At 71.3% G+C, this 24,923-nt stretch carries 23 protein-coding genes; 9 read left to right on the forward strand and 14 right to left on the reverse strand.

Features of this window, described 5'->3' with window-relative positions; translation table 11 throughout:
* Positions 1-7: 7 nt before the first annotated feature.
* Positions 8-838, reverse strand: coding sequence for a hypothetical protein (locus ACIPSE_RS13755; protein ID WP_401661810.1), 831 nt, complete (start codon positions 836-838; stop codon positions 8-10).
* A gap of 227 nt (positions 839-1,065) precedes the next feature.
* Here ACIPSE_RS13755 and ACIPSE_RS13760 point away from each other — a divergent pair, with 227 nt between their 5' ends.
* From ACIPSE_RS13760 to cseC, 5 genes are all read left to right on the forward strand, one after another.
* A complete protein-coding gene (locus ACIPSE_RS13760; protein ID WP_401661813.1) occupies positions 1,066-2,016 on the forward strand; it encodes an A/G-specific adenine glycosylase in 951 nt (316 codons plus the stop codon).
* Between the two features lie 236 nt (positions 2,017-2,252).
* Positions 2,253-2,807: a SigE family RNA polymerase sigma factor gene (locus ACIPSE_RS13765; RefSeq protein WP_401661816.1), complete on the forward strand. Its 555-nt coding sequence runs from the start codon at positions 2,253-2,255 to the stop codon at positions 2,805-2,807.
* A gap of 47 nt (positions 2,808-2,854) precedes the next feature.
* Positions 2,855-3,469 (forward strand): hypothetical protein, encoded by a 615-nt coding sequence (locus ACIPSE_RS13770; RefSeq protein ID WP_401663071.1) that lies wholly within the window; start codon positions 2,855-2,857, stop codon positions 3,467-3,469.
* Positions 3,470-3,580: 111 nt separating this feature from the next.
* On the forward strand, positions 3,581-4,285 hold the full coding sequence (gene cseB / locus ACIPSE_RS13775; RefSeq protein WP_401661819.1) for a two-component system response regulator CseB: 705 nt from the start codon (positions 3,581-3,583) through the stop codon (positions 4,283-4,285).
* Between the two features lie 11 nt (positions 4,286-4,296).
* Positions 4,297-5,640 (forward strand): two-component system sensor histidine kinase CseC, encoded by a 1,344-nt coding sequence (gene cseC / locus ACIPSE_RS13780; RefSeq protein WP_401661822.1) that lies wholly within the window; start codon positions 4,297-4,299, stop codon positions 5,638-5,640.
* Between the two features lie 243 nt (positions 5,641-5,883).
* Here the strand turns inward: cseC and ACIPSE_RS13785 are convergent, their stop codons facing one another.
* Positions 5,884-7,470 carry an MDR family MFS transporter gene (locus ACIPSE_RS13785; RefSeq protein WP_401661824.1) on the reverse strand — a complete coding sequence of 529 codons (1,587 nt, stop codon included), beginning with the start codon at positions 7,468-7,470 and terminating at the stop codon, positions 5,884-5,886.
* A gap of 122 nt (positions 7,471-7,592) precedes the next feature.
* On the opposite strand from ACIPSE_RS13785, the gene ACIPSE_RS13790 reads away from it, so the two are divergent.
* Positions 7,593-8,189, forward strand: coding sequence for a TetR/AcrR family transcriptional regulator (locus tag ACIPSE_RS13790; protein ID WP_401661828.1), 597 nt, complete (start codon positions 7,593-7,595; stop codon positions 8,187-8,189).
* 10 nt (positions 8,190-8,199) lie between these two features.
* On the opposite strand, the gene ACIPSE_RS13795 is transcribed toward ACIPSE_RS13790, so the two are convergent.
* Entirely contained in the window at positions 8,200-8,748 is a 549-nt protein-coding gene (locus ACIPSE_RS13795) for a M23 family metallopeptidase (RefSeq protein WP_401661831.1), read from the reverse strand.
* A 568-nt stretch (positions 8,749-9,316) separates the two neighbouring features.
* Here ACIPSE_RS13795 and ACIPSE_RS13800 point away from each other — a divergent pair.
* Together ACIPSE_RS13800 and ACIPSE_RS13805 are read left to right on the forward strand one after the other, a co-directional pair.
* Positions 9,317-9,913: an HAD family acid phosphatase gene (locus tag ACIPSE_RS13800; RefSeq protein ID WP_401661834.1), complete on the forward strand. Its 597-nt coding sequence runs from the start codon at positions 9,317-9,319 to the stop codon at positions 9,911-9,913.
* 87 nt (positions 9,914-10,000) lie between these two features.
* Complete coding sequence (locus ACIPSE_RS13805) at positions 10,001-12,919, forward strand: NACHT domain-containing protein (RefSeq protein WP_401661837.1); 2,919 nt, start codon at positions 10,001-10,003, stop codon at positions 12,917-12,919.
* Positions 12,920-12,979: 60 nt separating this feature from the next.
* On the opposite strand, the gene ACIPSE_RS13810 is transcribed toward ACIPSE_RS13805, so the two are convergent.
* Positions 12,980-15,508, reverse strand: a complete 2,529-nt coding sequence (locus ACIPSE_RS13810) for an ATP-dependent Clp protease ATP-binding subunit (RefSeq protein ID WP_401661839.1) — start codon at positions 15,506-15,508, stop codon at positions 12,980-12,982.
* Positions 15,509-15,938: 430 nt separating this feature from the next.
* Here ACIPSE_RS13810 and ACIPSE_RS13815 point away from each other — a divergent pair, with 430 nt between their 5' ends.
* Positions 15,939-16,529 (forward strand): SCO3374 family protein, encoded by a 591-nt coding sequence (locus ACIPSE_RS13815; protein WP_401661842.1) that lies wholly within the window; start codon positions 15,939-15,941, stop codon positions 16,527-16,529.
* Positions 16,530-16,543: 14 nt separating this feature from the next.
* On the opposite strand, the gene ACIPSE_RS13820 is transcribed toward ACIPSE_RS13815, so the two are convergent.
* From ACIPSE_RS13820 to ACIPSE_RS13865, 10 genes are all read right to left on the reverse strand, one after another.
* Entirely contained in the window at positions 16,544-16,879 is a 336-nt protein-coding gene (locus tag ACIPSE_RS13820; RefSeq protein WP_401661845.1) for an Lsr2 family protein, read from the reverse strand.
* A 225-nt stretch (positions 16,880-17,104) separates the two neighbouring features.
* On the reverse strand, positions 17,105-17,653 hold the full coding sequence (locus ACIPSE_RS13825; RefSeq protein WP_401661848.1) for an amino-acid N-acetyltransferase: 549 nt from the start codon (positions 17,651-17,653) through the stop codon (positions 17,105-17,107).
* Positions 17,654-17,662: 9 nt separating this feature from the next.
* Positions 17,663-18,073 (reverse strand): BlaI/MecI/CopY family transcriptional regulator, encoded by a 411-nt coding sequence (locus ACIPSE_RS13830; protein WP_401661851.1) that lies wholly within the window; start codon positions 18,071-18,073, stop codon positions 17,663-17,665.
* Between the two features lie 135 nt (positions 18,074-18,208).
* On the reverse strand, positions 18,209-18,388 hold the full coding sequence (locus tag ACIPSE_RS13835; protein WP_401661853.1) for a hypothetical protein: 180 nt from the start codon (positions 18,386-18,388) through the stop codon (positions 18,209-18,211).
* A 92-nt stretch (positions 18,389-18,480) separates the two neighbouring features.
* Entirely contained in the window at positions 18,481-19,110 is a 630-nt protein-coding gene (locus ACIPSE_RS13840; RefSeq protein ID WP_401663073.1) for a hypothetical protein, read from the reverse strand.
* Positions 19,111-19,311: 201 nt separating this feature from the next.
* Positions 19,312-20,109 carry a type III pantothenate kinase gene (locus ACIPSE_RS13845; protein WP_401661856.1) on the reverse strand — a complete coding sequence of 266 codons (798 nt, stop codon included), beginning with the start codon at positions 20,107-20,109 and terminating at the stop codon, positions 19,312-19,314.
* A 5-nt stretch (positions 20,110-20,114) separates the two neighbouring features.
* On the reverse strand, positions 20,115-21,092 hold the full coding sequence (nadC, locus tag ACIPSE_RS13850; protein WP_401661859.1) for a carboxylating nicotinate-nucleotide diphosphorylase: 978 nt from the start codon (positions 21,090-21,092) through the stop codon (positions 20,115-20,117).
* A gap of 5 nt (positions 21,093-21,097) precedes the next feature.
* A complete protein-coding gene (locus ACIPSE_RS13855) occupies positions 21,098-22,810 on the reverse strand; it encodes an L-aspartate oxidase (RefSeq protein WP_401663075.1) in 1,713 nt (570 codons plus the stop codon).
* Positions 22,811-22,863: 53 nt separating this feature from the next.
* Complete coding sequence (panC, locus tag ACIPSE_RS13860; RefSeq protein WP_401661861.1) at positions 22,864-23,856, reverse strand: pantoate--beta-alanine ligase; 993 nt, start codon at positions 23,854-23,856, stop codon at positions 22,864-22,866.
* Positions 23,853-24,791: a Rossmann-like and DUF2520 domain-containing protein gene (locus ACIPSE_RS13865; RefSeq protein WP_401661863.1), complete on the reverse strand. Its 939-nt coding sequence runs from the start codon at positions 24,789-24,791 to the stop codon at positions 23,853-23,855. The genes panC and ACIPSE_RS13865 overlap by 4 nt, the downstream gene beginning before the upstream one ends.
* Positions 24,792-24,923 lie beyond the last annotated feature (132 nt).

Below are 24,923 nucleotides of genomic sequence, written 5' to 3' on the forward strand. Positions count from 1 at the left end.
ACCGGGTTCAGTCGCTCTCCAGCACGAACGACGTCTGCGCCTGGCCGAACCCGGGCGTGGCCAGCTCCACCAGATACGTGTCCGCACCCGCCGTACCGGCCGGGGGCGTCGCGCACTCGGGGGCGCTCGGCTTGCGGTCCCACTTCAGGGTGTAGGTGATGCTGTCGCCGGCGGGCACCTCGAAGAACAGGTTCCCGGCGGTCTTCGGGCAGTCGGCCGACGACCAGTACTCGTCGTCCTCGGCGGCCTGAGTGATCGTCACCACGGCGTTCTTGGGCCCGAGATCGACCTTGCAGGCGGCGCCGGAGGAGTTCGCGGCGGTGATCAGCAGGGTCGGCGTCTCTCCGGGCCCGTAGCCGTTGTGGAGGCTGCGGACCGTCAACTTGACCGCTCCGGGCGTGCAGTTGGCGAGACCGGACCCGGCGGGAACCGTGTCGCCCTGGCCGACGCCGCTGCCGGAACCGCCTCCGGCGGAACCGTCGGAGTCACCGGAGCCCGCGCCCGTACCGGACGTCGATCCGGAACCGTCGTCCGAACCGCCCGAGCCGGAGCCGTCGTCCGAGCCGGAGCCACTTGAGTCGCCTCCGCCGCCCGACTCGTCGCGTCCGCCCGGGGCTTGGCTGATCGCCGGGCCGGAACCCGAGGGACCGGGGGTGATGGAGGAGGCGGGATTCTTGCCGTTCGAACCGTCGGCGCCGTTCTTCCCGCCACCGCCGCCCGAGGTGACCACCCAGGCGATCAGCAGCGCCAACAGGGCGAGCACGGACAGCAGTACGACCCTCCGTCGCCAGTAGATGGAGGAGGGAAGCGGCCCGACCGGATTGCGCATAGATCCCACGGCGCAAACTGTACGAGAGATCGGCGCCCCGACTGCCCCTACCCGCCGCCACGGCGCCAACTTTTCCGGATCATCATCCCGGAAGCACCTTCCGCGGCCCGATTCCGGCCCGTGCGCCCGACGAGCCCCCCGTGTCCCCAGGGGCCCGGCCCGTGCACCCGAGGACTCCCCCTGAGGAGTGGCGCTCCCCCCGCGCGCCGGGTCGGGTCTGGCAGGATCGGACGGAAATGACTGCGCCCACGAAGTCCCCCGACCCCTCCCCGGCCGAGGCCCGGACCGCGTCCCCGGACGGAGCGTCCCCGGCCGGAGACCATCTGCACGCCCCCGTCATCGACTGGTTCGACGAACACGCCCGCGACCTGCCGTGGCGGCACGCCGAGGCCGGACCGTGGGGGGTGATGGTCAGCGAGTTCATGCTCCAGCAGACACCCGTCAACCGGGTCCTGCCGGTCTACGAGCAGTGGCTGGCGCGCTGGCCGCGCCCCGCCGACCTGGCCGCCGACGCACCCGGCGAGGCCGTGCGCGCCTGGGGCCGGCTCGGTTACCCGCGCCGCGCGCTGCGGCTGCACGGGGCGGCCGTGGCGATAACGGAACGGCACGGCGGCGACGTCCCCACCGACCACTCCCAGCTGCTCGCGCTGCCCGGCATCGGCGAGTACACGGCGGCGGCCGTCGCCTCCTTCGCGTACGGGCAGCGGCACGCGGTCCTCGACACCAACGTGCGGCGCGTCTTCGCGCGGGCGGTCAGCGGGGTGCGGTACCCGCCGAACGCCACCACCGCCGCCGAACGCAGGCTGGCCCGGACCCTGCTGCCCGAGGACGAGTCCACCGCCTCGCGCTGGGCCGCCGCCTCGATGGAACTCGGCGCGCTCGTGTGCACCGCCAAGAACGAGTCCTGCCACCGCTGCCCGATCGCCGCGCAGTGCGCCTGGCGCCTCGCGGGCAAGCCGGAGCACGAGGGCCCGCCGCGGCGCGGCCAGACGTACGCGGGTACGGACCGGCAGGTGCGCGGCAAGCTGCTCGCCGTCCTGCGCGAGGCGCACGCCCCGGTGCCGCAGGCCGCCCTGGACCGGGTGTGGCACGAGCCGGTGCAGCGGGCGCGCGCCCTGGACGGGCTCGTCGCGGACGGTCTCGTCGAGCCGCTGCCCGGCGCTCTGTATCGGCTGCCCCTGACCTGACCCAGGGGACATATCACCTCGAACCGGCGCAATTCGGTGCGCCGGTTCACCCCTTTCCTCCTTCCGTTACACAACCGACGGACAGCCGAGTGCCAGCCGCGCGCTGCTCCGCACAGCCCCGTGACAACCGCTCCGTAGCTTCATTGGCGTACCGCACACAGCGCGGGACGCAGACGACGGAGAACCGGCGAGGCCCATGACGGGCGGGCCGGAAACGGGGATGGAGGCGGTCGATCATGGCGCAGGGCGAGGTGGCCGAGGTGCTGGACTTCGAGGAGTACGTCCGCACCCGGCAGGACGCGCTGCTGCGCAGCGCCCGCCGTCTGGTCCCGGACCCCGTGGACGCCCAGGACCTGCTCCAGACCGCGCTGGCCCGGACGTACGGCCGCTGGGAGACCATCGAGGACAAGCGGCTCGCCGACGCCTATCTGCGCCGGGTCATGATCAACACGCGGACCGAGTGGTGGCGGGCGCGGAAGCTGGAGGAGGTCCCGACCGAGCAGCTCCCGGACGCCCGGGTCGAGGACGCCACCGAGCAGCACGCGGACCGCGCCCTTCTGATGGACGTCCTGAAGGTCCTCGCCCCCAAGCAGCGCAGTGTGGTCGTCCTGCGACACTGGGAGCAGATGTCCACGGAGGAGACGGCCGCCGCCCTCGGCATGTCGGCCGGAACGGTCAAGAGCACGCTGCACCGGGCGCTGGCACGGCTCCGCGAGGAGCTGGAGAACCGCGATCTGGACGCACGCGCGCTGGAGCGTGAGGAGCGGGAGCGTTGCACGGCGGCAGCCTGACCGACGACGAGGATCCCTCCTCCGGTCCGGGCACCTTCCAGGCGGCGATGACGGCGGTGGCCGTCCTCGTCGCCGTCGCCCTGCTCGTCTCCGCGTGCGCCACCGGCGGCACCGGCGCCCGCGACGAGGGCCCGGCGCGGGCCGAGACGGCGGCGTCGAGCGGCGCCGAGAAGGCGGCCGGAGCGTCCGTCCCCTCCCCCGACGCCTCCGTCTCCCTCAGCGATGCGGCACGGCTCGTCAAGGACGACCCCTCGGTCTCCGCCGAGGTCAAGAGCGACCTCCGGCCCTGCTCGGGCGACGACTACCCGGTGGACGTGACCTCCGGCGAGCTGACCGGCGGCTCCGCGCGGGACGTCGTCGTCAACGTCGTGACCTGCGGTGATCTCATCGGCATCGGCTCGTACGTGTACCGCCTGGTGGACGGCTCGTACGAGAATGTGTTCAAGGCCGAGGAGTCCCCGGTGTACGCGCAGATAGACCGCGGCGACCTGGTGGTGACCCGGCAGGTGTACAAGAGGGGCGATGCGGTGGCGAAGCCGTCCGGGGAGTACGTGATCACGTATCGCTGGACGTCGGATCGTTTCGTCAAGCGGTGGGACCAGTACAACGAGTACACCACCGGGCTCTCCGCCGAGGCGCCCTCGCCCGCGCCGAGCGCCTGAGCCGGGCGGGGTGAACCGATCGGGCCCCCGGGACCGATGAAGTCGAGACAGCCGGACAGGCACCACGAGGCCCGGACCGGCACCACGAGGACGAGGACAGAGAGCAGCGGGATGGCAGACCACACCCACGTTCTGTTCGTCGAGGACGACGACGTCATCCGCGAGGCCACCCAGCTCGCCCTGGAGCGGGACGGCTTCGCGGTCACCGCCATGCCCGACGGGCTGTCGGGCCTGGAGGCGTTCCGCGCGGACCGCCCCGACATCGCCCTGCTGGACGTGATGGTCCCGGGCCTGGACGGGGTGAGCCTGTGCCGCCGTATCCGGGACGAGTCGACCGTGCCGGTGATCATGCTGTCGGCGCGCGCCGACTCCATCGACGTGGTGCTGGGCCTGGAGGCGGGCGCGGACGACTACGTCACCAAGCCGTTCGACGGGGCCGTGCTGGTCGCCCGGATCCGCGCGGTGCTGCGCCGCTTCGGGCACGCGGGCGGCGGCGACCGCTCCGAGGCCGGCGGTCCGGGGGCCGGTGACGGGGTGCTGACCTTCGGCGAGCTGGAGATCGACACCGAGGGCATGGAGGTGCGCCGGGCCGGGCAGCCGGTGGCGCTCACCCCGACCGAGATGCGGCTGCTGCTGGAGTTCTCCTCCGCGCCGGGCACGGTCCTGTCCCGCGACAAGCTCCTGGAGCGGGTGTGGGACTACGGCTGGGGCGGCGACACCCGGGTGGTCGACGTCCATGTGCAGCGGCTGCGCACGAAGATCGGCCAGGACCGGATCGAGACGGTCCGTGGTTTCGGCTACAAGTTGAAGGCCTGAGCGGAGCGGACATGCGGGGGACTCTTCGACGTCTGCTCCCGGCGCGGCTGGAGCAGACGGGCATCCGGACCGGGCTGCGCTGGAAGCTCAGCGCGGCCATCGCCTTCGTGGGGGCACTGGTCGCGATCGCGCTGAGCCTGGTGGTGCACAACGCCGCCCGGGTCTCGATGCTGGACAACGCGCGCGACCTGGCGGACGACCGTATCCAGATCGCCCAGCGCAACTACGAGCAGATCGGCCGGGTGAACTTCCCCGGCGTCGACCTCAACGACGAGAACCTGCCGGCCGAGCTGCGCGACAAGGTCGACCACGGCCGCCGGGCCACCTTCGTGACCGACGAGCCGGGCGGCAGGCCGGACATCTGGGCCGCGGTGCCGCTCAAGGACGGGAGCGTGCTGTCCCTGCACACCGGGTTCACCGACCGCAGCACCGACATCCTCAACGACCTCGACCAGGCGCTGGTGATCGGCTCGATCGCGGTCGTCCTCGGCGGCAGCGCCCTCGGCGTCCTGATCGGCGGGCGGCTCTCCAGCCGGCTGCGCAAGGCGGCGACGGCGGCGGGGCAGGTCGCGAGCGGGGAGACGGACGTCCGGGTGCGGGACGCCATCGGCGGCGTCGTCCGGGACGAGACCGACGACCTGGCGACCGCCATGGACGCCATGACCGACGCGCTCCAGCAGCGCATCGAGGCCGAGCGCCGGGTCACCGCCGACATCGCGCACGAGCTGCGCACCCCGGTGACGGGCCTGCTGACGGCGGCGGAACTCCTGCCGCCCGGCCGCCCCACGGAACTGGTCCTGGACCGGGCGAAGGCCATGCGCACCCTGGTCGAGGACGTCCTGGAGGTCGCCCGGCTGGACAGCGCGTCCGAGCGGGCGGAGCTCCAGGACATCCTGCTCGGCGAGTTCGTGGCCCGGCGGGTGGCGGCGAAGGACCCGGACATCGAGGTGCGGATCGTCCACGAGTCGGAGGTCACGACCGACCCCCGGCGCCTGGAGCGCGTCCTGTTCAACCTCCTGGCCAACGCCGCCCGGCACGGCCGGCCGCCGATCGAGGTGACGGTCGAGGGCCGGGTCATCCGGGTCCGCGACCACGGTCCCGGTTTCCCCGACGACCTCCTCGCCGACGGTCCCAGCCGGTTCCGCACCGGGAGCGCCGACCGCGCCGGCCACGGTCACGGCCTCGGCCTGACCATCGCCGCCGGCCAGGCCCGCGTCCTAGGCGCCCGCCTCACCTTCCGCAACATCCGCGCGGCAGGAGCCCCTCCCCACCGCCCGGCCGAGGGCGCGGTGGCCGTCCTCTGGCTCCCGGAACACGCCCCGACGAACACGGGAAGCTACCCGATGATGCCGTGAGGCCAGGGCCTTCCTTCGCCCCCGCCGCCCGGTCCTGGCCCGGCGGCGGGTGCTTCTTTCAGCCCCGTCCGACGTTTGAGGACGAGGTCCGCAGGGCCGACAGCGGGGGTCCGAGGGCGGCAACCCCCAGGGACGGGAAGGGGCGGCGGGGGCGGGGGCGGGCAAAAAAGGCGAAGACCCCCGGGGCGGACACCAGCCGGGGGCCTTCGGTTCAGGGTGGGACGCGTCAGGGTGGGACGTGGCTCAGACGGGCTCGGCGACCTGCATCGGCGCAGCCGCCTCGTCATCGCCCTGCGGCCCCGCCCCCCGCAGCGCGACCTCCTTGACGAACACGGCCGCGACCAGCGCGAGCACCGCGACCACGGCCCCGAGCAGGAACGCGGAGTGCGTCCCCGCCGACACGGCGTACTGGTACGCCTCCCGCGCCGCCGCCGGCAGCTTCGCCAGGCTCGCCGCGTCCAGCTGGGCCGACTGCTCGGTGATCTTCGACCCCAGTGCCCCGGCCCGCTCGGACATGACGTCCTGGACCCGGTTGTTGAACAGGGCGCCCATGATGGCGACGCCGAAGGAGGACCCGAGGGTGCGGAAGAGCGTGGTGGACGAGGACGCGACGCCCATGTCCTTCATCTCGACGCTGTTCTGCGCGACCAGCATGGTGATCTGCATCAGGCAGCCCATGCCGAGACCGACGACGGCCATGAACACACCGGAGGTGAACCGCGAGGTCCCGGTGTCCATCGTGGACAGCAGGTACAGCCCGATGACCATCAGCACGCTGCCGACGACCGGGAAGACCTTGTACTTGCCGGTGTTGGTGGTGACCCGCCCGGCGACCATCGACGTCACGAGCATCGCGCCGAGCATCGGCAGGAGCAGCAGCCCGGAGTTGGTCGCGGACGCGCCCTGCACGGACTGCTGGTACAGCGGCAGGAAGAGCGTGGCGCCGAACATCACGAACCCGGTGATGAAGCCGATCAGCGACATCAGGGTGAAGTTGCGGCTGCGGAAGATGTGCAGCGGCACCACCGGCTCGGCGGCCTTGGTCTGCCAGAACACGAACCCGACGAGGGAGGCGACGCCGATGGCGGTGAGCTCCATGATCCGCGCGGAGGTCCAGGCGTACTCGGAGCCGCCCCAGGTGGTGACGAGGACGATCGAGGTGATGCCGACGGTGAGCAGACCGGCGCCGAGATAGTCGATGCGCGCCTTGGCCCGCTTCTTCGGCAGGTGCAGCACGGCGCTGATCGCGGCGAGCGCGACGACACCGAGCGGCAGGTTGATGTAGAAGGACCAGCGCCAGCCCCAGTTGTCGGTGATGGTGCCGCCGACCAGCGGTCCGCCGATCATCGCGAGCGCCATGACGCCGGCCATCATGCCCTGGTACTTGCCGCGCTCACGGGGCGGGATCAGGTCGCCGATGATCGCCATGACGCCGACCATCAGACCGCCGGCGCCGAGGCCCTGGACGGCCCGGAACCCGATGAGCTGGCCCATGTCCTGGGCCATGCCGCTGAGCGCGGACCCGATCAGGAAGATCACGATCGACGACATGAAGGCGCCCTTGCGCCCGTACATGTCACCGAGCTTGCCCCAGAGCGGGGTGGAGGCCGCGGTCGCCAGCGTGTACGCCGTGACGACCCACGACAGGTGTTCCAGTCCCCCGAGTTCGCCGACGATGGTCGGCATCGCGGTGCCGACGATCATGTTGTCGAGCATCGCCAGCATCATCGTGATCATCAGCGCGAGCAGGACGACCCGCACGCTCCGGGGCTGTTTGTCCTCGCCCACGTCGGCTTCCGCCCCCGTCCGCACTGCCTGTGTGTCCGCCATCACAATCCCCACTCCCCGGCCACTTACTTGCCGCCCGGCTAGTTGACTACACTTCGGGAAGGTAGACCCGTAACTAGCCGGGCGTCAAGTAAGTTTTGTTCAAAGCACAGGGGAGCACGAGGATGGGCGGCGACATGGACGGCACCAGGCAGCGGCGCCGCGGGAACACCCGCCAGCGCATCCAGGACGTGGCCCTCGAACTCTTCGCCGAGCAGGGCTACGAGAAGACGTCGTTGCGGGAGATCGCCGAGCGCCTCGACGTCACGAAGGCGGCGCTCTACTACCACTTCAAGACCAAGGAAGAGATCCTGGTCAGCATCTTCGACGATCTGACCCAGCCGATCCTCGACCTGATCGACTGGGGCAAGGGGCAGCCGCACACGCTGGAGACGAAGAAGGAGATCGTCCGGCGCTACAGCACGATCCTCGCGGACGCGACGCCGCTGTTCCGCTTCATGCAGGAGAACCAGGCGGCCGTACGGGAACTGCGCGTCGGCGAGACGTTCAAGGCACGGATGCAGGGTCTGCGCGAGATCATGGTCGACCCGGAGGCGGCACTCGTCGACCAGGTCCGGTACACCAGCGCGATCTTCACCCTGCATGCCGGGATGTTCTTCCTCCAGGAGGTCACCGGCTCCCCCGAGGAGAAGCGCGAGGCGGTCCTGGAAGTGGCGACGGACCTGGTCACCCAGGCCCATCGGGGCAGCGCCCGTCCTTAGACGGTCACGCTCAGACGGTCACACCCTTGGCGCGCAGGAACGCGACCGGGTCGACGGCCGAGCCGTAGTTGGCGGTCGTGCGGATCTCGAAGTGCAGGTGCGGGCCGCTGGAGTTGCCGGTGTTGCCGGACAGGGCTATCTGCTGACCGGTCTTGACGACCTGGCCGACCTTCACCTGGATCTTCGAGAGGTGGGCGTACTGGGAGTACGTCTTGTTGCCGTGCTTGATGACGATGGCGTTGCCGTACGCGGAGCCGTCACCGGCACCGTTGGAGCCCGCCTTCACGACGGTGCCGCCGTGCGCGGCGAACACCTTCGTGCCGCTGGACACGGCGAAGTCCTGGCCGCTGTGGGTGGACTGCCACATCGCGCCGGACTGCGCGAAGCCGGCGCTGAGCGTGTACTTCTTCACCGGGTCGACCCAGGAGGCGCTGCTCCCGGCGGCCGACGCGACCCCGGACCCCACGACGGCCGTGACGCCCAGACCGGCGGCCACCACGGCGGCACGGGTGCGGAGACGGGTCGTACGGGAAGAACGGGACGAGACGCGCTGGAACATCGGAACCTCGGGGTGATCGGGGACAGAGGCGGAACAGAAGGCCACCCGGCGCACGGTCGGCTGCCGGGTGGGCCATCCCTTGGTAACCCCCGGGTCCCGTATCGCCCAAACGTGTGATCTACGACGGAAGCTAGTACTTAAGCCTGAAACTTCCCGCTTCTTGACAGAGGCCCCATCTCGAACGAATCCACCCAAGACGGCGAAAGCCGCATCGAGGTTCCAGGGCAAAAGTCCTTTTTGCCCGCTTGGGCGTATCCACTACCCGCCCTAGTAGGGCCCGCGGGGCCTGTGCGTCATGTCACCGGGGGCGGAGATCGAGAACGGGCGCGATGTGACGGGGGCTACGCCGACGAGGGCCTCCAGGGCTCCGGAACCACCAGATGGACCGACCGCCGGCCTTCGGCCGCCCTTCCCAACTGCCCCCGCGTGTCCAGCCCTTGTCCGTGTGACGCACGTCTCTGGCCACCTACCACCCAGTAACCCTACGGTTCCTCTCCCGCCATCCACGCCGACGAGCATGCCCCCGACAACGGCAGCGCGAGGACGACCCGAGAGGACCCCCACACCCATGAGCAACCGACGCCCCTTGGCGCGCCGCCTGGCCGTCACCGCGGTATCCGCCACGGCACTCGCCGCACTGGCCACGCCGGCCCACGCCGCGAGCACCGAAGACGTCGACTACACCACCTGGCAGACGGACTGCCAGACCGTGATGGACCAGGCACTGCCGTACCTCCAGCAGCGGATCGCCGCCACGAAGCCGGGCGAGAAGCAGGCGATCGTCTTCGACATCGACAACACCACCCTGGAGACCGACTTCGGCTTCAGCTACCCGCAGCCCGCCAACCAGCCCGTCCTGGACGTCGCGCTGTACGCCCAGGAGCACGGGGTGGCCCTGTTCTTCGTGACGGCCCGCCCCGGCATCATCTACGCGGTCACCGACTACAACCTCGACCACGTCGGCTACGACGTCTCCGGCCTCTACGTCCGGAACTTCATCGACCTCTTCAAGGACGTCGCCGCCTACAAGACCGCCCAGCGCGTCGCCATCGAGAACAAGGGCTACACGATCATCGCGAACATCGGCAACAGCGCCACCGACCTCTCGGGCGGCCACGCCGAGAAGACGTACAAGCTGCCGGACTACGACGGCCAGCTCTCCTGATCGACCGGTCCGACCGGTCCAACCGGTCCAACCGGTCCAACCGCGGGTAATCTCAGCCCCGTTCGCACGATCACGGGGGTGAGTCGGATGGACCCGGCGGTACTCGGCAGCAAACTGGCGTCCGGCCTGATGGCCTCCCTGGTCCGGAAGCTCTTCGCGCCGGACGCCCCGGGCGCGGGCCTGGTCGACAGGCCCGTGCGCCTGAAGGCCCTGGTCTCCTTCCGCGGCGAGCGGCGCACGCTGGGCGAGAAGGAGGTCCGCACGCTGGCCCACCACCTGGTGCGGGCGGCGGCCTCCTCCCCCGGCGAACCCCCGTTCCCGCCCGACGAGGAGACCGCCGTCACCGACGCCCTCGCCGCCCGGCTGCTCGCCCTCGGCGACCTCGACATGGACGACGTCCAGGCCGTAGGGCTGGGCCACCTCGCACTCGCGCGGACCCTGCGCGACCGGTCACCGCGGGCCGACCTCTCCACCGACGCCGGCCACTTCCTCGACTCCGCCACCGAGTGGGCCTGCCTGCAGATCCTGGAGTTCTTCACCCGCCGGTCCACCTTCGTGGCCCGCACGCTCGTCGAGCAGACCCGCCACCAGGCCGAACTGATCGCGAAGACCGACGAGTTGCTGTCCCGCACACCCCGCCCGGGCACCGCGGACCGCGCCTTCGAGCAGCGCTATCTGCGCCATGTCGCCGACCGCCACAACCACATCACCATCTACGGCATCGACCTGCGCGACTCCCCCGACCGCTGGCCCCTGGAAGTGGCGTACCTGAGCCTGGAGGCGACGGCCACCGAGGAGCGCCTGCTCCCGGAGGAGGGCCTCACCGGCCCCCTGACCGTCCAACTCCCCGCCGAGGAAGCCCTCCTGACCCACGACAGGGTCCTGCTGCGCGGCGACGCGGGCTCCGGGAAGACGACCCTGGTCCAGTGGCTCGCGGTGACGGCGGCACGGGAGGGCACCCGCATCCCGTACGTCCTCCCCCTGCGCACCCTGATCCGCGCGGGCGCGCTCCCCGCCCCCGCGGCCTTCCTGCCGGCGGTGAGCTGCCCGCACACCCCGCCCGAGGGCTGGACCGAACGCGTGCTGGCCTCCGGCCGGGGCCTGATCCTCGTCGACGGCCTGGACGAGATCCCGGCGCCCGACCGCGCCCGCACCCGCGACTGGCTCGCCTCCCTCGTCCACGCGTTCCCCGGCAACCGCTGGCTGCTGACGTCCAGGCCGACGGCGGTACGCCCCGACTGGCTGGCCGCGGAGGGCTTCCAGGAACTGCTCCTGGCCCCGATGCGCCGCCCCGAGGTCGCCACGTTCGTCCACCGCTGGCACACGGCGGCGCGCGCACCGGAGCTGGAAGCACCCCTCCTGGACTCCCTGCGCACCAAACGCGACCTCGCCCGCCTCGCCACCAACCCCCTGATGTGCGGCCTGATCTGCGCCCTGCACCGCGAACGCCGCGGCTACCTCCCCACCGGCCGCAAGGAGCTGTACGACGCCGCCCTCACGATGCTGCTCGCCCGCCGGGACCGGGAGCGGGGCATGGAGACGGAGGTCGGCTTCGCCGAGGAGGCCCAGCTGGAGGTCCTCCAACGCCTCGCGTACGCGCTGGTGTTGAGCGGTCGCACGGAGATGGACGCCGAGACGGCCGAGTCCCTCGTGGACCGCTGCCTGCCGTCGCTCGCGGTGACGGCCGACGCGAGGACCGCCCTCCAGGCGCTCCTGCTCCGCAGCGGTCTGCTCCGCCAACCGGCCCACGGTGTCATCGACTTCGTCCACCGCACCTTCCAGGACTACCTGGGTGCCCGGTACGCGGTCGAGGAAGGCCACCTCGACGTCCTCCTCAGCCACGCCGACGACACCCAGTGGGAGGACGTCATCCGCCTGGCGGTGGCACATGCCCGGCCGCGCGAACGGGGCTCGCTGCTCCAGCGGCTGCTGGCCCGGGACACCCCCCGGCTGACCCTGCTGGCCCTGGCCTGCCTGGAGCACGTCACTGCACTGGACCCAGCGGTACGGGCGGAGGTCGAGTCCCAGGCGGCGGCACTGATCCCGCCGCGTTCGAAGGACGAGGCGAAGACCCTGGCCCAGGCGGGCCCATTGGTACTGGAGCTGCTACCCGGCCCGGAGGGCCTGACGGACGAGGAGGCCTTGGGCGTCACGGTCACCGCGTCGATCCTCGGCGGCGAGGAGCCAGCAGGCGCATTGGCGGTATTGCGGCGTTTCCGCGAGCACTCCGACTTCGACGTACGGCGTCAACTGGCGGGAACCTGGCATCGGTTCGACACCGAGGAGTACGCCACGGAGGTACTGGACCATCTGGACCGCGACGTTCTCTACCTCGTCTGCGAAACGGCCGAACAGCGCAGAGCCCTCACCAGAATGCGCCCTTGGCCCCGCCTGACCTTCCGAGGCCCGCACGCGATCCCGGACGTCCTCGCCTGTTTGCCCTCGCCGGAGGCCGTGAGGGCGCTCCACCTCCAAGGGAACCCGTTGCCAACCGACCCGAACGCACTGCGGTACCTGTCGGCGCTGCCCCTCACCCACTTCAGTTACGAGGGCCAAGCCTTGCCAGGAACCGACCTCACGTACGCACTGCCGATCGCCGCCTCCCTGGAATTTCTCAATCTGGGAAGCGACAGCATCTCCACCACCGGGCTGCAAGGCGTACAGCACTGGTCCCGCCTGCGCACACTCAGCCTCGGCCGGCTGACGATCGAGCTGACGGTCGCCGACTGGCAGGCAGTCAGTGAACTGCCGCAGCTGCGTTCCCTTCTCCTGAGCGTGAACGTCATCAGGGACTTCCCGCAGTCCATCGAAGCGATGCCCGAACTGCCCGGCATCAACGTCGTGCACATCTTCTACGTGAACGGCACCGAGGACCTGTCCGTACTCGCCACGCGGCTACCGGGACTGAACATGCTGCACCTGTCGGACCAGCATGGCGAGCCCCTTTCCACCGACCTCCACAGGCACCTCTTCCCGGACGTCGAGATCAACCCGGACACCCGTTGAACGACGGAAGGGGCCGGTGCCCAAAGGCACCGGCCCCTTCACCGCGCAATCCCCGAAGGGCTACGCGTCCTTGCTCAGATTCGTAGGCCCGCCCCCGCCGGCCGCCGACTCGATCGGCGGGACGTCCGGCAGTGCCGACTTCTCCTCGCCGCGGAAGGTGAACGTGGCGGTCTCGCCCTCACCCTCCGTGTCGACGACCACGATGTGACCGGGACGCAGCTCGCCGAAGAGGATCTTCTCCGACAGCGTGTCCTCGATCTCGCGCTGGATGGTGCGACGCAGCGGACGCGCACCCAGCACCGGGTCGTAACCCTTCTTGGACAGCAGTTCCTTCGCGGACTGGGAGAGCTCGATGCCCATGTCCCGGTCCTTCAGGCGCTCGTCCACCTTGCCGACCATCAGGTCGACGATCCGCAGGATGTCCTCCTGCGTCAGCTGCGGGAAGACGACCACGTCGTCGACGCGGTTGAGGAACTCGGGCCGGAAGTGCTGCTTGAGCTCGTCCGAGACCTTGTTCTTCATGCGCTCGTAGTTGGACTTCTTGTCACCGGAGGCCGCGAAGCCCAGGTTGAAGCCCTTGGAGATGTCCCGGGTGCCGAGGTTGGTCGTCATGATGATGACCGTGTTCTTGAAGTCCACGACCCGGCCCTGGGAGTCGGTCAGACGACCGTCCTCCAGGATCTGCAGCAGCGAGTTGAAGATGTCCGGGTGGGCCTTCTCGACCTCGTCGAAGAGGACGACGGAGAACGGCTTGCGACGGACCTTCTCGGTCAGCTGGCCGCCCTCTTCGTAGCCCACGTATCCGGGGGGCGAACCGAAGAGACGCGAGACCGTGTGCTTCTCGCTGAACTCCGACATGTCGAGGGAGATCAGCGCGTCCTCGTCACCGAAGAGGAACTCGGCGAGCGCCTTGGACAGCTCGGTCTTACCGACACCGGACGGGCCGGCGAAGATGAACGAGCCACCGGGACGCTTCGGGTCCTTCAGACCGGCACGCGTACGGCGGATCGCCTTCGACAGCGCCTTGACGGCGTCGACCTGGCCGATGACCCGCTTGTGGAGCTCGTCCTCCATGCGGAGGAGTCGCGAGGACTCTTCCTCGGTGAGCTTGAAGACGGGGATGCCGGTCGCGGTCGCGAGGACCTCGGCGATGAGCTCACCGTCGACCTCGGCGACGACGTCCATGTCGCCGGCCTTCCACTCCTTCTCGCGCTTGGCCTTCGCCGCCAGCAGCTGCTTCTCCTTGTCGCGGAGAGAGGCCGCCTTCTCGAAGTCCTGGGAGTCGATCGCCGACTCCTTGTCGCGGCGCACGCCCGCGATCTTCTCGTCGAACTCGCGGAGGTCCGGCGGCGCGGTCATCCGGCGGATGCGCATCCGGGAGCCCGCCTCGTCGATCAGGTCGATCGCCTTGTCGGGGAGGAAGCGGTCCGAGATGTACCGGTCGGCCAGGGTCGCGGCCTGGACGAGGGCCTCGTCCGTGATCGAGACACGGTGGTGGGCCTCGTAGCGGTCGCGCAGACCCTTGAGGATCTCGATGGTGTGCGGGAGCGAGGGCTCGGCGACCTGGATGGGCTGGAAGCGGCGCTCGAGGGCCGCGTCCTTCTCCAGGTGCTTGCGGTACTCGTCCAGCGTGGTGGCGCCGATGGTCTGCAGCTCACCGCGGGCCAGCATCGGCTTCAGGATCGAAGCGGCGTCGATGGCGCCCTCGGCGGCACCCGCACCGACCAGCGTGTGCAGCTCGTCGATGAACAGGATGATGTCGCCGCGGGTGCGGATCTCCTTGAGGACCTTCTTCAGGCGCTCCTCGAAGTCACCGCGGTAGCGGGAGCCGGCGACCAGCGCGCCGAGGTCCAGGGTGTAGAGGTGCTTGTCCTTGAGGGTCTCGGGCACCTCGCCCTTGACGATGGCCTGGGCGAGACCCTCGACGACGGCGGTCTTGCCGACACCGGGCTCACCGATCAGGACCGGGTTGTTCTTGGTGCGGCGGGACAGCACCTGCATGACCCGCTCGATCTCCTTCTCGCGCCCGATGACCGGGTCGAGCTTGGACTCACGAGCGGCCTGGGTGAGGTTCCGGCCGAACTGGTCGAGGACCAGGGACGTCGAGGGAGTGCCCTCGGCAGGCCCGCCGGCGGTGGCGGTCTCCTTGCCCTGGTAGCCCGACAGCAGCTGGATGACCTGCTGGCGGACACGGTTGAGATCGGCACCCAGCTTGACCAGGACCTGGGCGGCGACGCCCTCGCCCTCGCGGATCAGGCCGAGCAGGATGTGCTCCGTGCCGATGTAGTTGTGGCCGAGCTGAAGGGCCTCGCGGAGCGACAGCTCCAGGACCTTCTTGGCACGGGGGGTGAAGGGGATGTGCCCGGACGGGGCCTGCTGGCCCTGGCCGATGATCTCCTCCACCTGCTGGCGGACCGCCTCGAGCGAAATCCCGAGGCTCTCAAGGGCCTTGGCGGCGACACCCTCACCCTCGTGGATCAGGCCCAGGAGGATGTGCTCGGTGCCGATGTAGTTGTGGTTGAGCATCCGGGCTTCTTCCTGAGCCAGGACGACAACCCGCCGCGCGCGGTCGGTGAACCTCTCGAACATCGTTAATCGCTCCTCAGAGCGGTCAGGCAGTGGGGGGAACTTCCCCTCCCTGTCCTTCCGCAGCTTAGTCCCGCAAGCGGGGACCGCTCATTCCAACTGCCGACACCGTCGATGGCCTCCTGACCCGTGACGCCGACATCTGCTCCAACCTGATGGTGCGAGACGATGTTCCCGCAGGCCAGACAGTTACCCCTGTCTCCAGTACGCCGATGGCGAACGTGAGACGGCTCGGCCTGCGTGTCGCCCCCTCCCACTAGGGATGTCTTACCCGCTCGGACTGACAGTCCATGCCGTAGGCCCCCCGTCCCTCCGCTACGGGCGAACAACCTTGCGCCCCGTCACACCTCCGAACGCCCACCGGTTCGGCACTCTGCGCAATCACGAAGGGACTCAGCGTAACTCGCGGGCTCTTCGGGCGGTTGCACTTGGCATGGTTGCCACGGTCCCGCTCCCCCGCCGGCCGCTCGACGCGAGCGATCAGGTCCGCCGGTGGTACGAGAACGAGCTGGGCTGGCCGGTGGCGCCCGGCGGTCCGGGGGCATCGGTCCGGCTCGTGGTGGGCCGCCTCTTCGACGTCCTGGACGTGCCGGCCGAGGCGGGCGGGGCCGCGCTGCGCCATCTGGCGCCGGGCTCTCCGGTGGCCGTGCGGGGCGGGCGGATGCGGCTGCTGGTGGCCGCGGGCAGCGCGGAGGAGGTGCCCGGGGTCCTGGAGTGGCTGGAGTGGGGCCCGCTGGCCCTCGATCTCACGGTGCTCGGCGCGGGCGGTCTGATGGAGGCTCCCGCGCCTCCCTGGGCGGTGCCTGCCGGTGCCGGGCGGCCCGCCGGGGCCGTTCAGGGGGCCGCCGTATGGCTGCGGCCCCCCGGGCCGGGGTGCGAGGTCGAGGTCTCGCTGCCGACGCTGTCGGCGCTGGGGGGCGGTGGGGACGCCCCCGATCTCGTACGACTGCTGGACACAGTGGCGACGCGGTGTCACCGCATGCGGCTGCGGGAGTGTGCCTCCCGGCCGCGCTCGCTCCACTAGCCGACGGGTCGTGCTCAGGCGTTGGCCTTCTCGTATTCCTCGCGGATGGAGGCGGGAACACGGCCGCGGTCGTTGACCTCCAGGCCGTTCTCCTTGGCCCACGCGCGGATCTGCGCGGTGTCCTGGCTGCCGCCGGACGCGGCGCGCGCCTTTCCACGGCCACCCGAAGCGCGGCCTCCGGTGCGACGGCCACCCTTCACGTACGGCTCGAGAAGACCACGCAGCTTGTCCGCATTGGCGGTCGTGAGGTCGATCTCGTAGGTCTTGCCGTCCAGCGCGAACGTCACGGTCTCGTCCGCCTCGCCGCCGTCGAGGTCGTCGACAAGAAGGACCTGAACCTTCTGTGCCACCGGATTTCCTTTCATCGAAACTTTGAGGGCCTGGAGTCCGCGGCGTCCGCCGTTTCGCCGCCCCTTGTTATATGCAGTACTGCAGTACGTCGGAAAGCAAACCGCTTTTGCTGGGAAAACACAAACCCCTGGCGGAGACCGACTGGACACCCACAGCCGGGAAACATACGCGTTTCGGACATAGGGAACCTGGGCAGGGCCGTCGGGCGGAATAGCACATGACGATCACAGATGCAGAAGCATCCGACTGTTGCCCAAGGTGTTCGGTTTCACTCGTTCGAGACCGAGGAACTCCGCGACGCCCTCGTCATAGGAACGCAGCAGCTCCGCGTACACATCGGTGTCGACCGGCGTCTCACCGATCTCGACGAAGCCGTGCTTGGCGAAGAAGTCCACTTCGAAGGTCAGACAGAAAACCCGGCGAACGCCGAGCCAGCGCGCTGTGTGCAGCAACTTCTCCAGCAACTGATGACCGACACCGGCGCCCTTCAGTCCGGGCTTCACCGCGAGAGTGCGCACTTCCGCGAGGTCTTCCCACATGACGTGCAGTGCGCCGCAGCCGACGACCTCACCGTTGTCGTCGCGTTCGGCGACCCAGAACTCCTGGAGGGACTCGTAAAGCGTGACCGTCGCTTTGTCGAGCAGGATGCGGTCACCGACGTACGCGTCCAGGAGTCGGCGCACGGCCGGGACATCGCAGGTGCGGGCCCGTCGGACGGTGATGGCTTTCGCGGTGACTTCGGGACTCCGGGCCGGCGAGCTCTCTGCTGACATGTGCGGACGCTATCGCCCGTCGCCCTCCGGCATCGAATCCGGGGGGACATCAGGGGTTTCCGGTCCTTGGACGATGCGTACGGCGTCGCGCAGCGCCTGTCGCTGTTCGTCGCTCATCATCCCGAAGAAGGCGACGAGAGCGGCGGCGGGGTTGTCGCTCTGCGCCCAGGCGTCGTTCATCAGGGCCGCCGCGTAGGCGGGCCGGGTGGACACCGCCTCATATCGATAGGCGCGCCCTTCGGCCTCGCGGCGGACCCAGCCCTTCTGATGGAGATTGTCCAAAACGGTCATCACCGTGGTGTACGCGATGGACCGTTCCTGCTGAAGGTCTTCCAGGACTTCCCGAACGGTCACCGGGCGGTTCCACTTCCACACCCGCGTCATGACCGCGTCTTCGAGTTCTCCCAATGGGCGAGGCACAGCTCAGCACAATAGTGGGAGATCACTTCAACAGCGACAAAAAGGGCGTACGACTCGTGGAAAAAAGGTGAGTCGTACGCCGATGGTGCGGGCCCCGCGAAGTGCCGGGGCCGTCGTTCTCCAGCCGCCGGCCGGTCAGCCGTCGGTCGTGGCGGGGGCCTTCGGGCCGCCTTCCGCGCGCGCGAGGGCGGCGTCGACGACGGCGTCCTCCTTGGCCTTGTTGGCCCCGCCCTGGGTCTTCACGATCACGCGGATCACACCGATGAAGAACACGGCCATGACGACCGGGGGGAGCAGCGCGGAGACGTAGTCCATGCGGCAAGGGTAGCCACGGGGCCCGATACGTCCCGTACCCGCCCCCCGCGCGGGAGGGGCGGGTGACCGGCGCCGGCCCGCGCGGGGCGGCGTCAGCCCGCGGCGAGCTGCTGCGGCGGGCTCGGCTTGCGGCGCGGGAAGACCTCGCCGGGGGTGGGGATGGGGCGGCCGGGCTTCGGGGCGTCCGGTGCGGGCCGGGCGGGCTTGTCGGCGGGCTCCTTCTCGGGCGCCGTCGGCTGCGGCGGGCGTTCGGCCTCCCGGCCCGCCTCCCCGAGGCCCCCGGGAAGGGCCAGGAGGCGCGTACGGGACGCCGGGACGGCCGGGACGGCCCGCCGGGCCGCGGCGCTCGTTCCGCGCGCCAGACGGGCGCGTACGTCCTGTTCCGCCAGCGTCCAGCAGCGGTCCAGCAGCGCGGCGGCGACAGGATTGCCGCGCAGCGCCCTGAGGGCGGCCAGGTCGTCGGCGTCGGGGCGGTATCCGGCCCCCAGCGCCTCCTCCAGGAGGGTCAGGTAGCCGGCGGCGGTGCCGGGCAGGGCGGCGCGGTAGCGGGCGAGGTCGGCGACCAGGAAGGCGCGCAGCCGGGCCCCCTCGTGCACCGCCTCGTCGAGCGACTCGGCGAGCCGCAGGCAGTCCTGGACGTCTGCGGCCGAGGTCCGGCCGGGGTGGAGGGCGAGGGCGAGGGCGCGGCGGAGCACACGCAGCTCCTCCGCTCCGAACGCCATGCCGCCGCGGGATCCATAGGGCGTGGGCATGCGGCGACGATACGCACTAATCAGACAAATTCGACACCGTGGAGGAGCGTGGCGCGGCCGAACCACCCGGTTGCCGCCGTGGCCTGCCTGCCGGGCCGGCGGGCAGGCAGGCCGGGCGGGCCGGCGGGCAGGCAGGCCGGGCGGGCCGGCGGGCCGGGCCCGCTCCGCCGGCTACATCCGCGACACGTTGCGCTCGTAGACGAGCCGCAGGCCGATCAGCGTCAGCCAGGGCTCGTGCTCGTCGATCACCGAGGACTCCCCCAGCACCATGGGCGCCAGTCCGCCCGTCGCGATCACGGTCACCTCGGCAGGGTCGTCCGCGAGCTCGCGGGCCATCCGCCCGACCACCCCGTCGACCTGCCCGGCGAAGCCGTACACGATGCCCGACTGCATCGCCTCGACGGTGTTCTTCCCGATCACGCTGCGCGGCCGGGCCACCTCGATCTTCCGCAGCTGCGCCCCGCGCACCCCGAGCGCCTCCACGGAGATCTCGATGCCGGGCGCGATGACGCCGCCCACGTACTCCCCGCGCGCGGACACCGCGTCGAACGTCGTCGCCGTGCCGAAGTCGACGACGATCGCGGGCCCGCCGTAGAGCTCGACCGCGGCGACCGCGTTGATGATGCGGTCCGCGCCGACCTCCTTGGGGTTGTCCGTCAGGATCGGCACGCCCGTCTTCACACCGGGCTCGACGAGGACCGCCGGCACGTCGCCGTAGTAGCGCCGCGTCACCTCGCGCAGTTCGTGCAGCACGGACGGCACGGTCGCGCAGATCGCGATGCCGTCGATGCCGTCGCCCAGCTCCTCGCCGAGCAGCGGGTGCATGCCCATGAGGCCCTGGAGCAGGACGGCCAGTTCGTCGGCGGTGCGGCGGGCGTCCGTGGAGATGCGCCAGTGCTCGACGATCTCCTCGCCGTCGAACAGACCGAGGACGGTGTGCGTGTTCCCTACGTCGATCGTGAGCAGCATCGCTCTTACTCCGCCTCGCGCAGGTCCAGGCCGATGTCGAGGATCGGCGAGGAGTGGGTGAGGGCGCCTACGGCGAGGAAGTCGACGCCGGTGTCGGCGTACGCGCGCGCGTTGTCGAGCGTGAGCCGGCCGGAGGCCTCCAGGGCGGCGCGGCCGTCGACGATCGCCACCGCCTCCTCGCACTCGCCGGGCGTGAAGTTGTCGAGCAGGATCAGGTCCGCGCCCGCGTCCACGACCTCGCGCAGCTGGTGCAGGGTGTCGACCTCGACCTCGATCGGCACGTCCGGGAAGGCCTCCCGCACGGCCTTGAAGGCCTGGGCGACGCCGCCCGCGGCGACCACGTGGTTGTCCTTGACGAGCGCCGCGTCCGAGAGGGACATGCGGTGGTTGACGCCGCCGCCGCTGCGCACCGCGTACTTCTCCAGGGACCGCAGCCCCGGGGTCGTCTTGCGGGTGTCGCGCACGCGCGCCTTGGTGCCCTCCAGCGCGTCCGCCCACGCGCGCGTGGCCGTCGCGATGCCGGAGAGCCGGCACAGCAGGTTGAGCGCGCTGCGCTCCGCGGTGAGCAGGTCGCGCGTGCGCGTGGTGACCGACAGGAGCTTCTGCCCGGCCTCCACCCGGTCGCCGTCCTCGGCGTGCCGCTCGACCTCGAACTCGTCCTCGCAGACGACCGAGACGACCGCCTCGGCGACCCTGAGGCCGGTGACGACACCCGCCTCGCGGGCGACGAAGTCGGCGGTGGCGACGGCGTCCTCGGGGATGGTCGCGACGGTCGTCACGTCCACGCCGTTGTCGAGGTCCTCGGCGATGGCCACGTTGGCGATGTCCTCGACCTCGACGGGGTCGAGCCCCGCGTCGGCCAGGAGCTGGGCGAGCGCGGGGTCGAGCCCGCACTCCAGGTATTCCCCGCCGTCGTCCGCGCCACAGGCACAGCCGTCGCCGCAGCCGTCGGACGGGACAAGGGGAAGGTCGTCGGTGCTCACTGCTGTCACTGCTCCTGAGGGGACTGCCGGGTCGGGGGGAAGTCTGCGGTATCGGTGGTGCGCGCCGCGAGTGTGCGGTCGGGATTCAGCCGTACGACGATGTGGCGGCGCCAGGTGGTGTCGTCGCGGTCGGGTGCGTCCTCGCGCCAGTGGCAGCCCCGGGTCTCCTCGCGCCGCAGGGCCGCGTCGACCAGGACACGGGCCACGCACAGGAGGTTGGTGGCCTCCCAGGTGTCGACGCCGGGCTCGGCGGTCTTGCCGTGCTCGTCGAGGGTGTCACGGGCGTCGGCGTACAGCCGTTCGAGGGCGTCGGCGGCTCCGGAGAGCGAGCGTGCCGAGCGCAGGACGCCGGCGCCGCCGGTCATGGTCCGCTGGATCGCGAACCGGGCCTCGGGGGCGAGCAGGGGGTGCGCGGGCCGCTCCTGGTGCTCCACCGGTGCGGGCACGCGCGCGGGGAGGGCGCCGGCGGCGTGGCCCTCGGTGATGTCGGCGGCGATGCGCTCGGCGTAGACCAGGCCCTCCAGGAGGGAATTGGAGGCGAGCCGGTTCGCGCCGTGCACGCCGGTGCAGGCGACCTCGCCGCACGCGTACAGGCCGGGGACCGTCGTGCGGCCCAGGGAGTCGGTGCGCACGCCGCCGGAGGCGTAGTGGGCGGCCGGGGCGATCGGGATCGGCTCGGTGACCGGGTCGATGCCGTGGGTGCGGCAGGCGGCGAGGATCGTGGGGAAGCGGTGCTCCCACATGTCGGCGCCGAAGTGCCGGGCGTCGAGGAACATGTGCTCGGCGTCCTGCTCCTGCATGCGGCGCATGATGCCCTTGGCGACGATGTCCCGGGGGGCGAGTTCGGCCAGTTCGTGCCGGCCGAGCATGAAGCGCACGCCGTCGCCGTCGACCAGGTGGGCGCCCTCGCCGCGGACCGCCTCGGAGACGAGGGGCTGCTGGCCCTCGGCGTCGGCGCCGAGGAAGAGCACCGTGGGGTGGAACTGGACGAACTCCAGGTCGCTGACCTCGGCGCCCGCGCGCAGGGCGAGCGCCACGCCGTCGCCGGTCGACACGGACGGGTTGGTGGTCGCGGAGAACACCTGGCCCATGCCGCCGGTCGCGAGGACGACCGCGGGGGCGTGCACGGCGCCCACGCCGTCGTGCTGGCCCTCGCCCATGACGTGCAGGGTGACGCCCGCCGTCCGGCCTTCGGTGTCGGTCAGCAGGTCCAGGACGAGCGCGTTCTCGAAGGTGCGCAGGCCCCGCGCGTGGACCGCCTCGACGAGCGCCCGGGAGATCTCCGCTCCGGTGGCGTCGCCGCCCGCGTGGGCGATGCGCCGGCGGTGGTGGCCGCCCTCGCGGGTGAGCTCCAGGCCGCCTTCCTCGGACTCGTCGAAGTGGGCGCCGGTCTCGATGAGGCGGCGCACCGCGCCGGGGCCCTCGGTGACGAGGAGGCGGACGGCGTCCTCGTCGCACAGGCCCACGCCCGCCACCAGCGTGTCGTCGAGGTGCTGCTCGGGGGTGTCGCCCTCGCCGAGGGCGGCGGCGATGCCGCCCTGCGCCCAGCGCGTGGAGCCGTCGTCGAGGCTCGCCTTGGTCACGACGACGGTCCGCAGCCCGGCGGCCTCGCACCGCAGGGCGGCCGTGAGACCGGCGACCCCGGACCCGACGACGACCACGTCGGCGTCGATGGACCAGCCGGGTGCGGGGGCGTGGAGGCGGGGGTGGGCGCGCAGCGCTCCCGCTCCAGGGCGGTCGTGGGCGACGGGCGGGCGTATGCCTGTGGTGGTCACGAGGCGGCTCCGAAGGTGAGGGGGAGGTTGTCGATCAGCCGGGTCGCCCCGACCCGGGCGGCGACGGCGAGCACGGCCTCGCCGGTGAAGTCCTCGTCCACGTCACGGAAGTCGGACGGGTCGATCAGGGCGAGGTAGTCCAGTTCGAGCGGCGGTGTCAGCCGGGCCGCGTCGTCGAGGACCAGGCGGGCGGCGGCGCGGACGGCCGCGGGGGCGCCCGGGAGGGACTTGGCGACGGCGTGCGCGTCGGCGGCGGCGCGGGACTCCCCTATGGCGCTGAGCTGTTCGGCACGCGCGTGCGTGGCGGGCACCTCACGGGCGCGGGCGCGCAGCGCCTCCTGCGCGGCGTGCCGGTCGCGGCCCGCGAACAGCGCCTGGGACAGGGCGAGCGCGGTGGTCCGCTCCTTGGGCGAGAGGTAGCGGTTGCGGCTGGACAGGGCCAGTCCGTCCTCCTCGCGCACGGTCGGCACGGCGATGATCTCCATGCCGAAGTTCAGGTCGCGCACCATGCGGCGGATCAGGGCGAGCTGCTGGGCGTCCTTCTGGCCGAACAGGGCGGCGTCGGGCCGGGTGAGGTGCAGCAGCTTGGCGACGACGGTGAGGACGCCGTCAAAGTGGCCGGGGCGCGAGGCGCCTTCCAGGACCTCGCCCATGGGTCCCGCGGTGATCCGCACCTGGGGTTCGCCGCCGGGGTAGACCTCGTCGGCGGAGGGCGCGAACACCACGTCGGCGCCCGCCTGCTCGGCGATCTTCAGGTCCGCGTCGAGGGTGCGCGGGTAGCGGTCGAGGTCCTCGCCCGCGCCGAACTGGAGGGGGTTCACGAAGACCGTGACGACGACCTCGCCCCCGGGTCCCGCGAGTTCGCGGGCGGCGCGGATCAGGGTGGCATGGCCCTCGTGGAGGGCGCCCATGGTCATGACGACGGCACGGCGGCCGTCGGGCACGCGCGCGTGGAGCTCGGCGGCGGTGTGCAGCAAGGTGATCGTCATGCGTCGTCTCCCTCGGTGCCGCGGCTGTCCTCGCCGCCGGTGGCGAGGACGTCGAGGAGGTCCTCGGCGAGTTCGGGCTTGAGCAGTCCGTGGGCCAGGGCCCGGTCGGCGGTGGCGCGGGCCATCGCGAGATAGCCGGCGACGGTCTGCGGGGCGTGCTTGCGCAGCTCGGACACGTGCGCGGCGACCGTGCCCGCGTCGCCGCGCGCGACGGGTCCGGTCAGTGCCGCGTCGCCGGAGCGCAGGGCGTTGTCCAGGGCGGCGCCGAGGAGCGGGCCGAGCATCCGGTCGGGGGCGGCGACCCCGGCCTCGCGCAGCAGCTCCATGGACTGGGCGACGAGGGTGACCAGGTGGTTCGCGCCGAGCGCGAGCGCCGCGTGGTAGAGCGGGCGGCGCTCCTCGGCGATCCACTCGGGCTCGCCGCCCATCTCGATGACGAGCGCCTCGGCGGCCATCCGCAGCTCCTCGGGCGCGGTGACGCCGAAGGAGCAGCCGGCGAGCCGCTGGACGTCCACGGGCGTGCCGGTGAACGTCATCGCCGGGTGCAGGGCCAGCGGCAGGGCGCCCGCGCGCAGGGCGGGGTCCAGGACCTTCGCGCCGTACCGCCCGGAGGTGTGCACGAGGAGCTGGCCCGGACGGACGGCGCCGGTCTCGACGAGGCCCTGCACCAGGCCGGGCAGGGTGTCGTCCGGGACGGTCAGCAGGACCAGGTCGGCCCGCTGGAGCACCTCGGCGGGCGGGACGAGCGGGACGTCCGGGAGCATCGTCGCGGCCCGCCTGCGGGAGGCGTCGGAGACCCCGGAGACGGCCACCGGGCGGTGCCCGGCGAGCTGGAGGGACGCGGCGAGCGCGGGGCCCACCCGTCCGGCGCCGACGACGCCGACGGCGAGCCGCGCGGGACGGTCCCTGGGGTCTGGCTGTTGGCTTGTACTCACGCGACGGCGGCCTTCCCGTTCCAGTCCGCTCCGGGTACCGGACGATTTCTCGTCATGTTAACGCGATCGGTTCCGGGGGCGGTCGGTCGTCCACAGGCTGTGGGTGGGACCTGGGGGTGCGGCGGCACGGAA

Source organism: Streptomyces sp. NPDC090106, assembly GCF_044747265.1.
Lineage (GTDB): Bacteria > Actinomycetota > Actinomycetes > Streptomycetales > Streptomycetaceae > Streptomyces.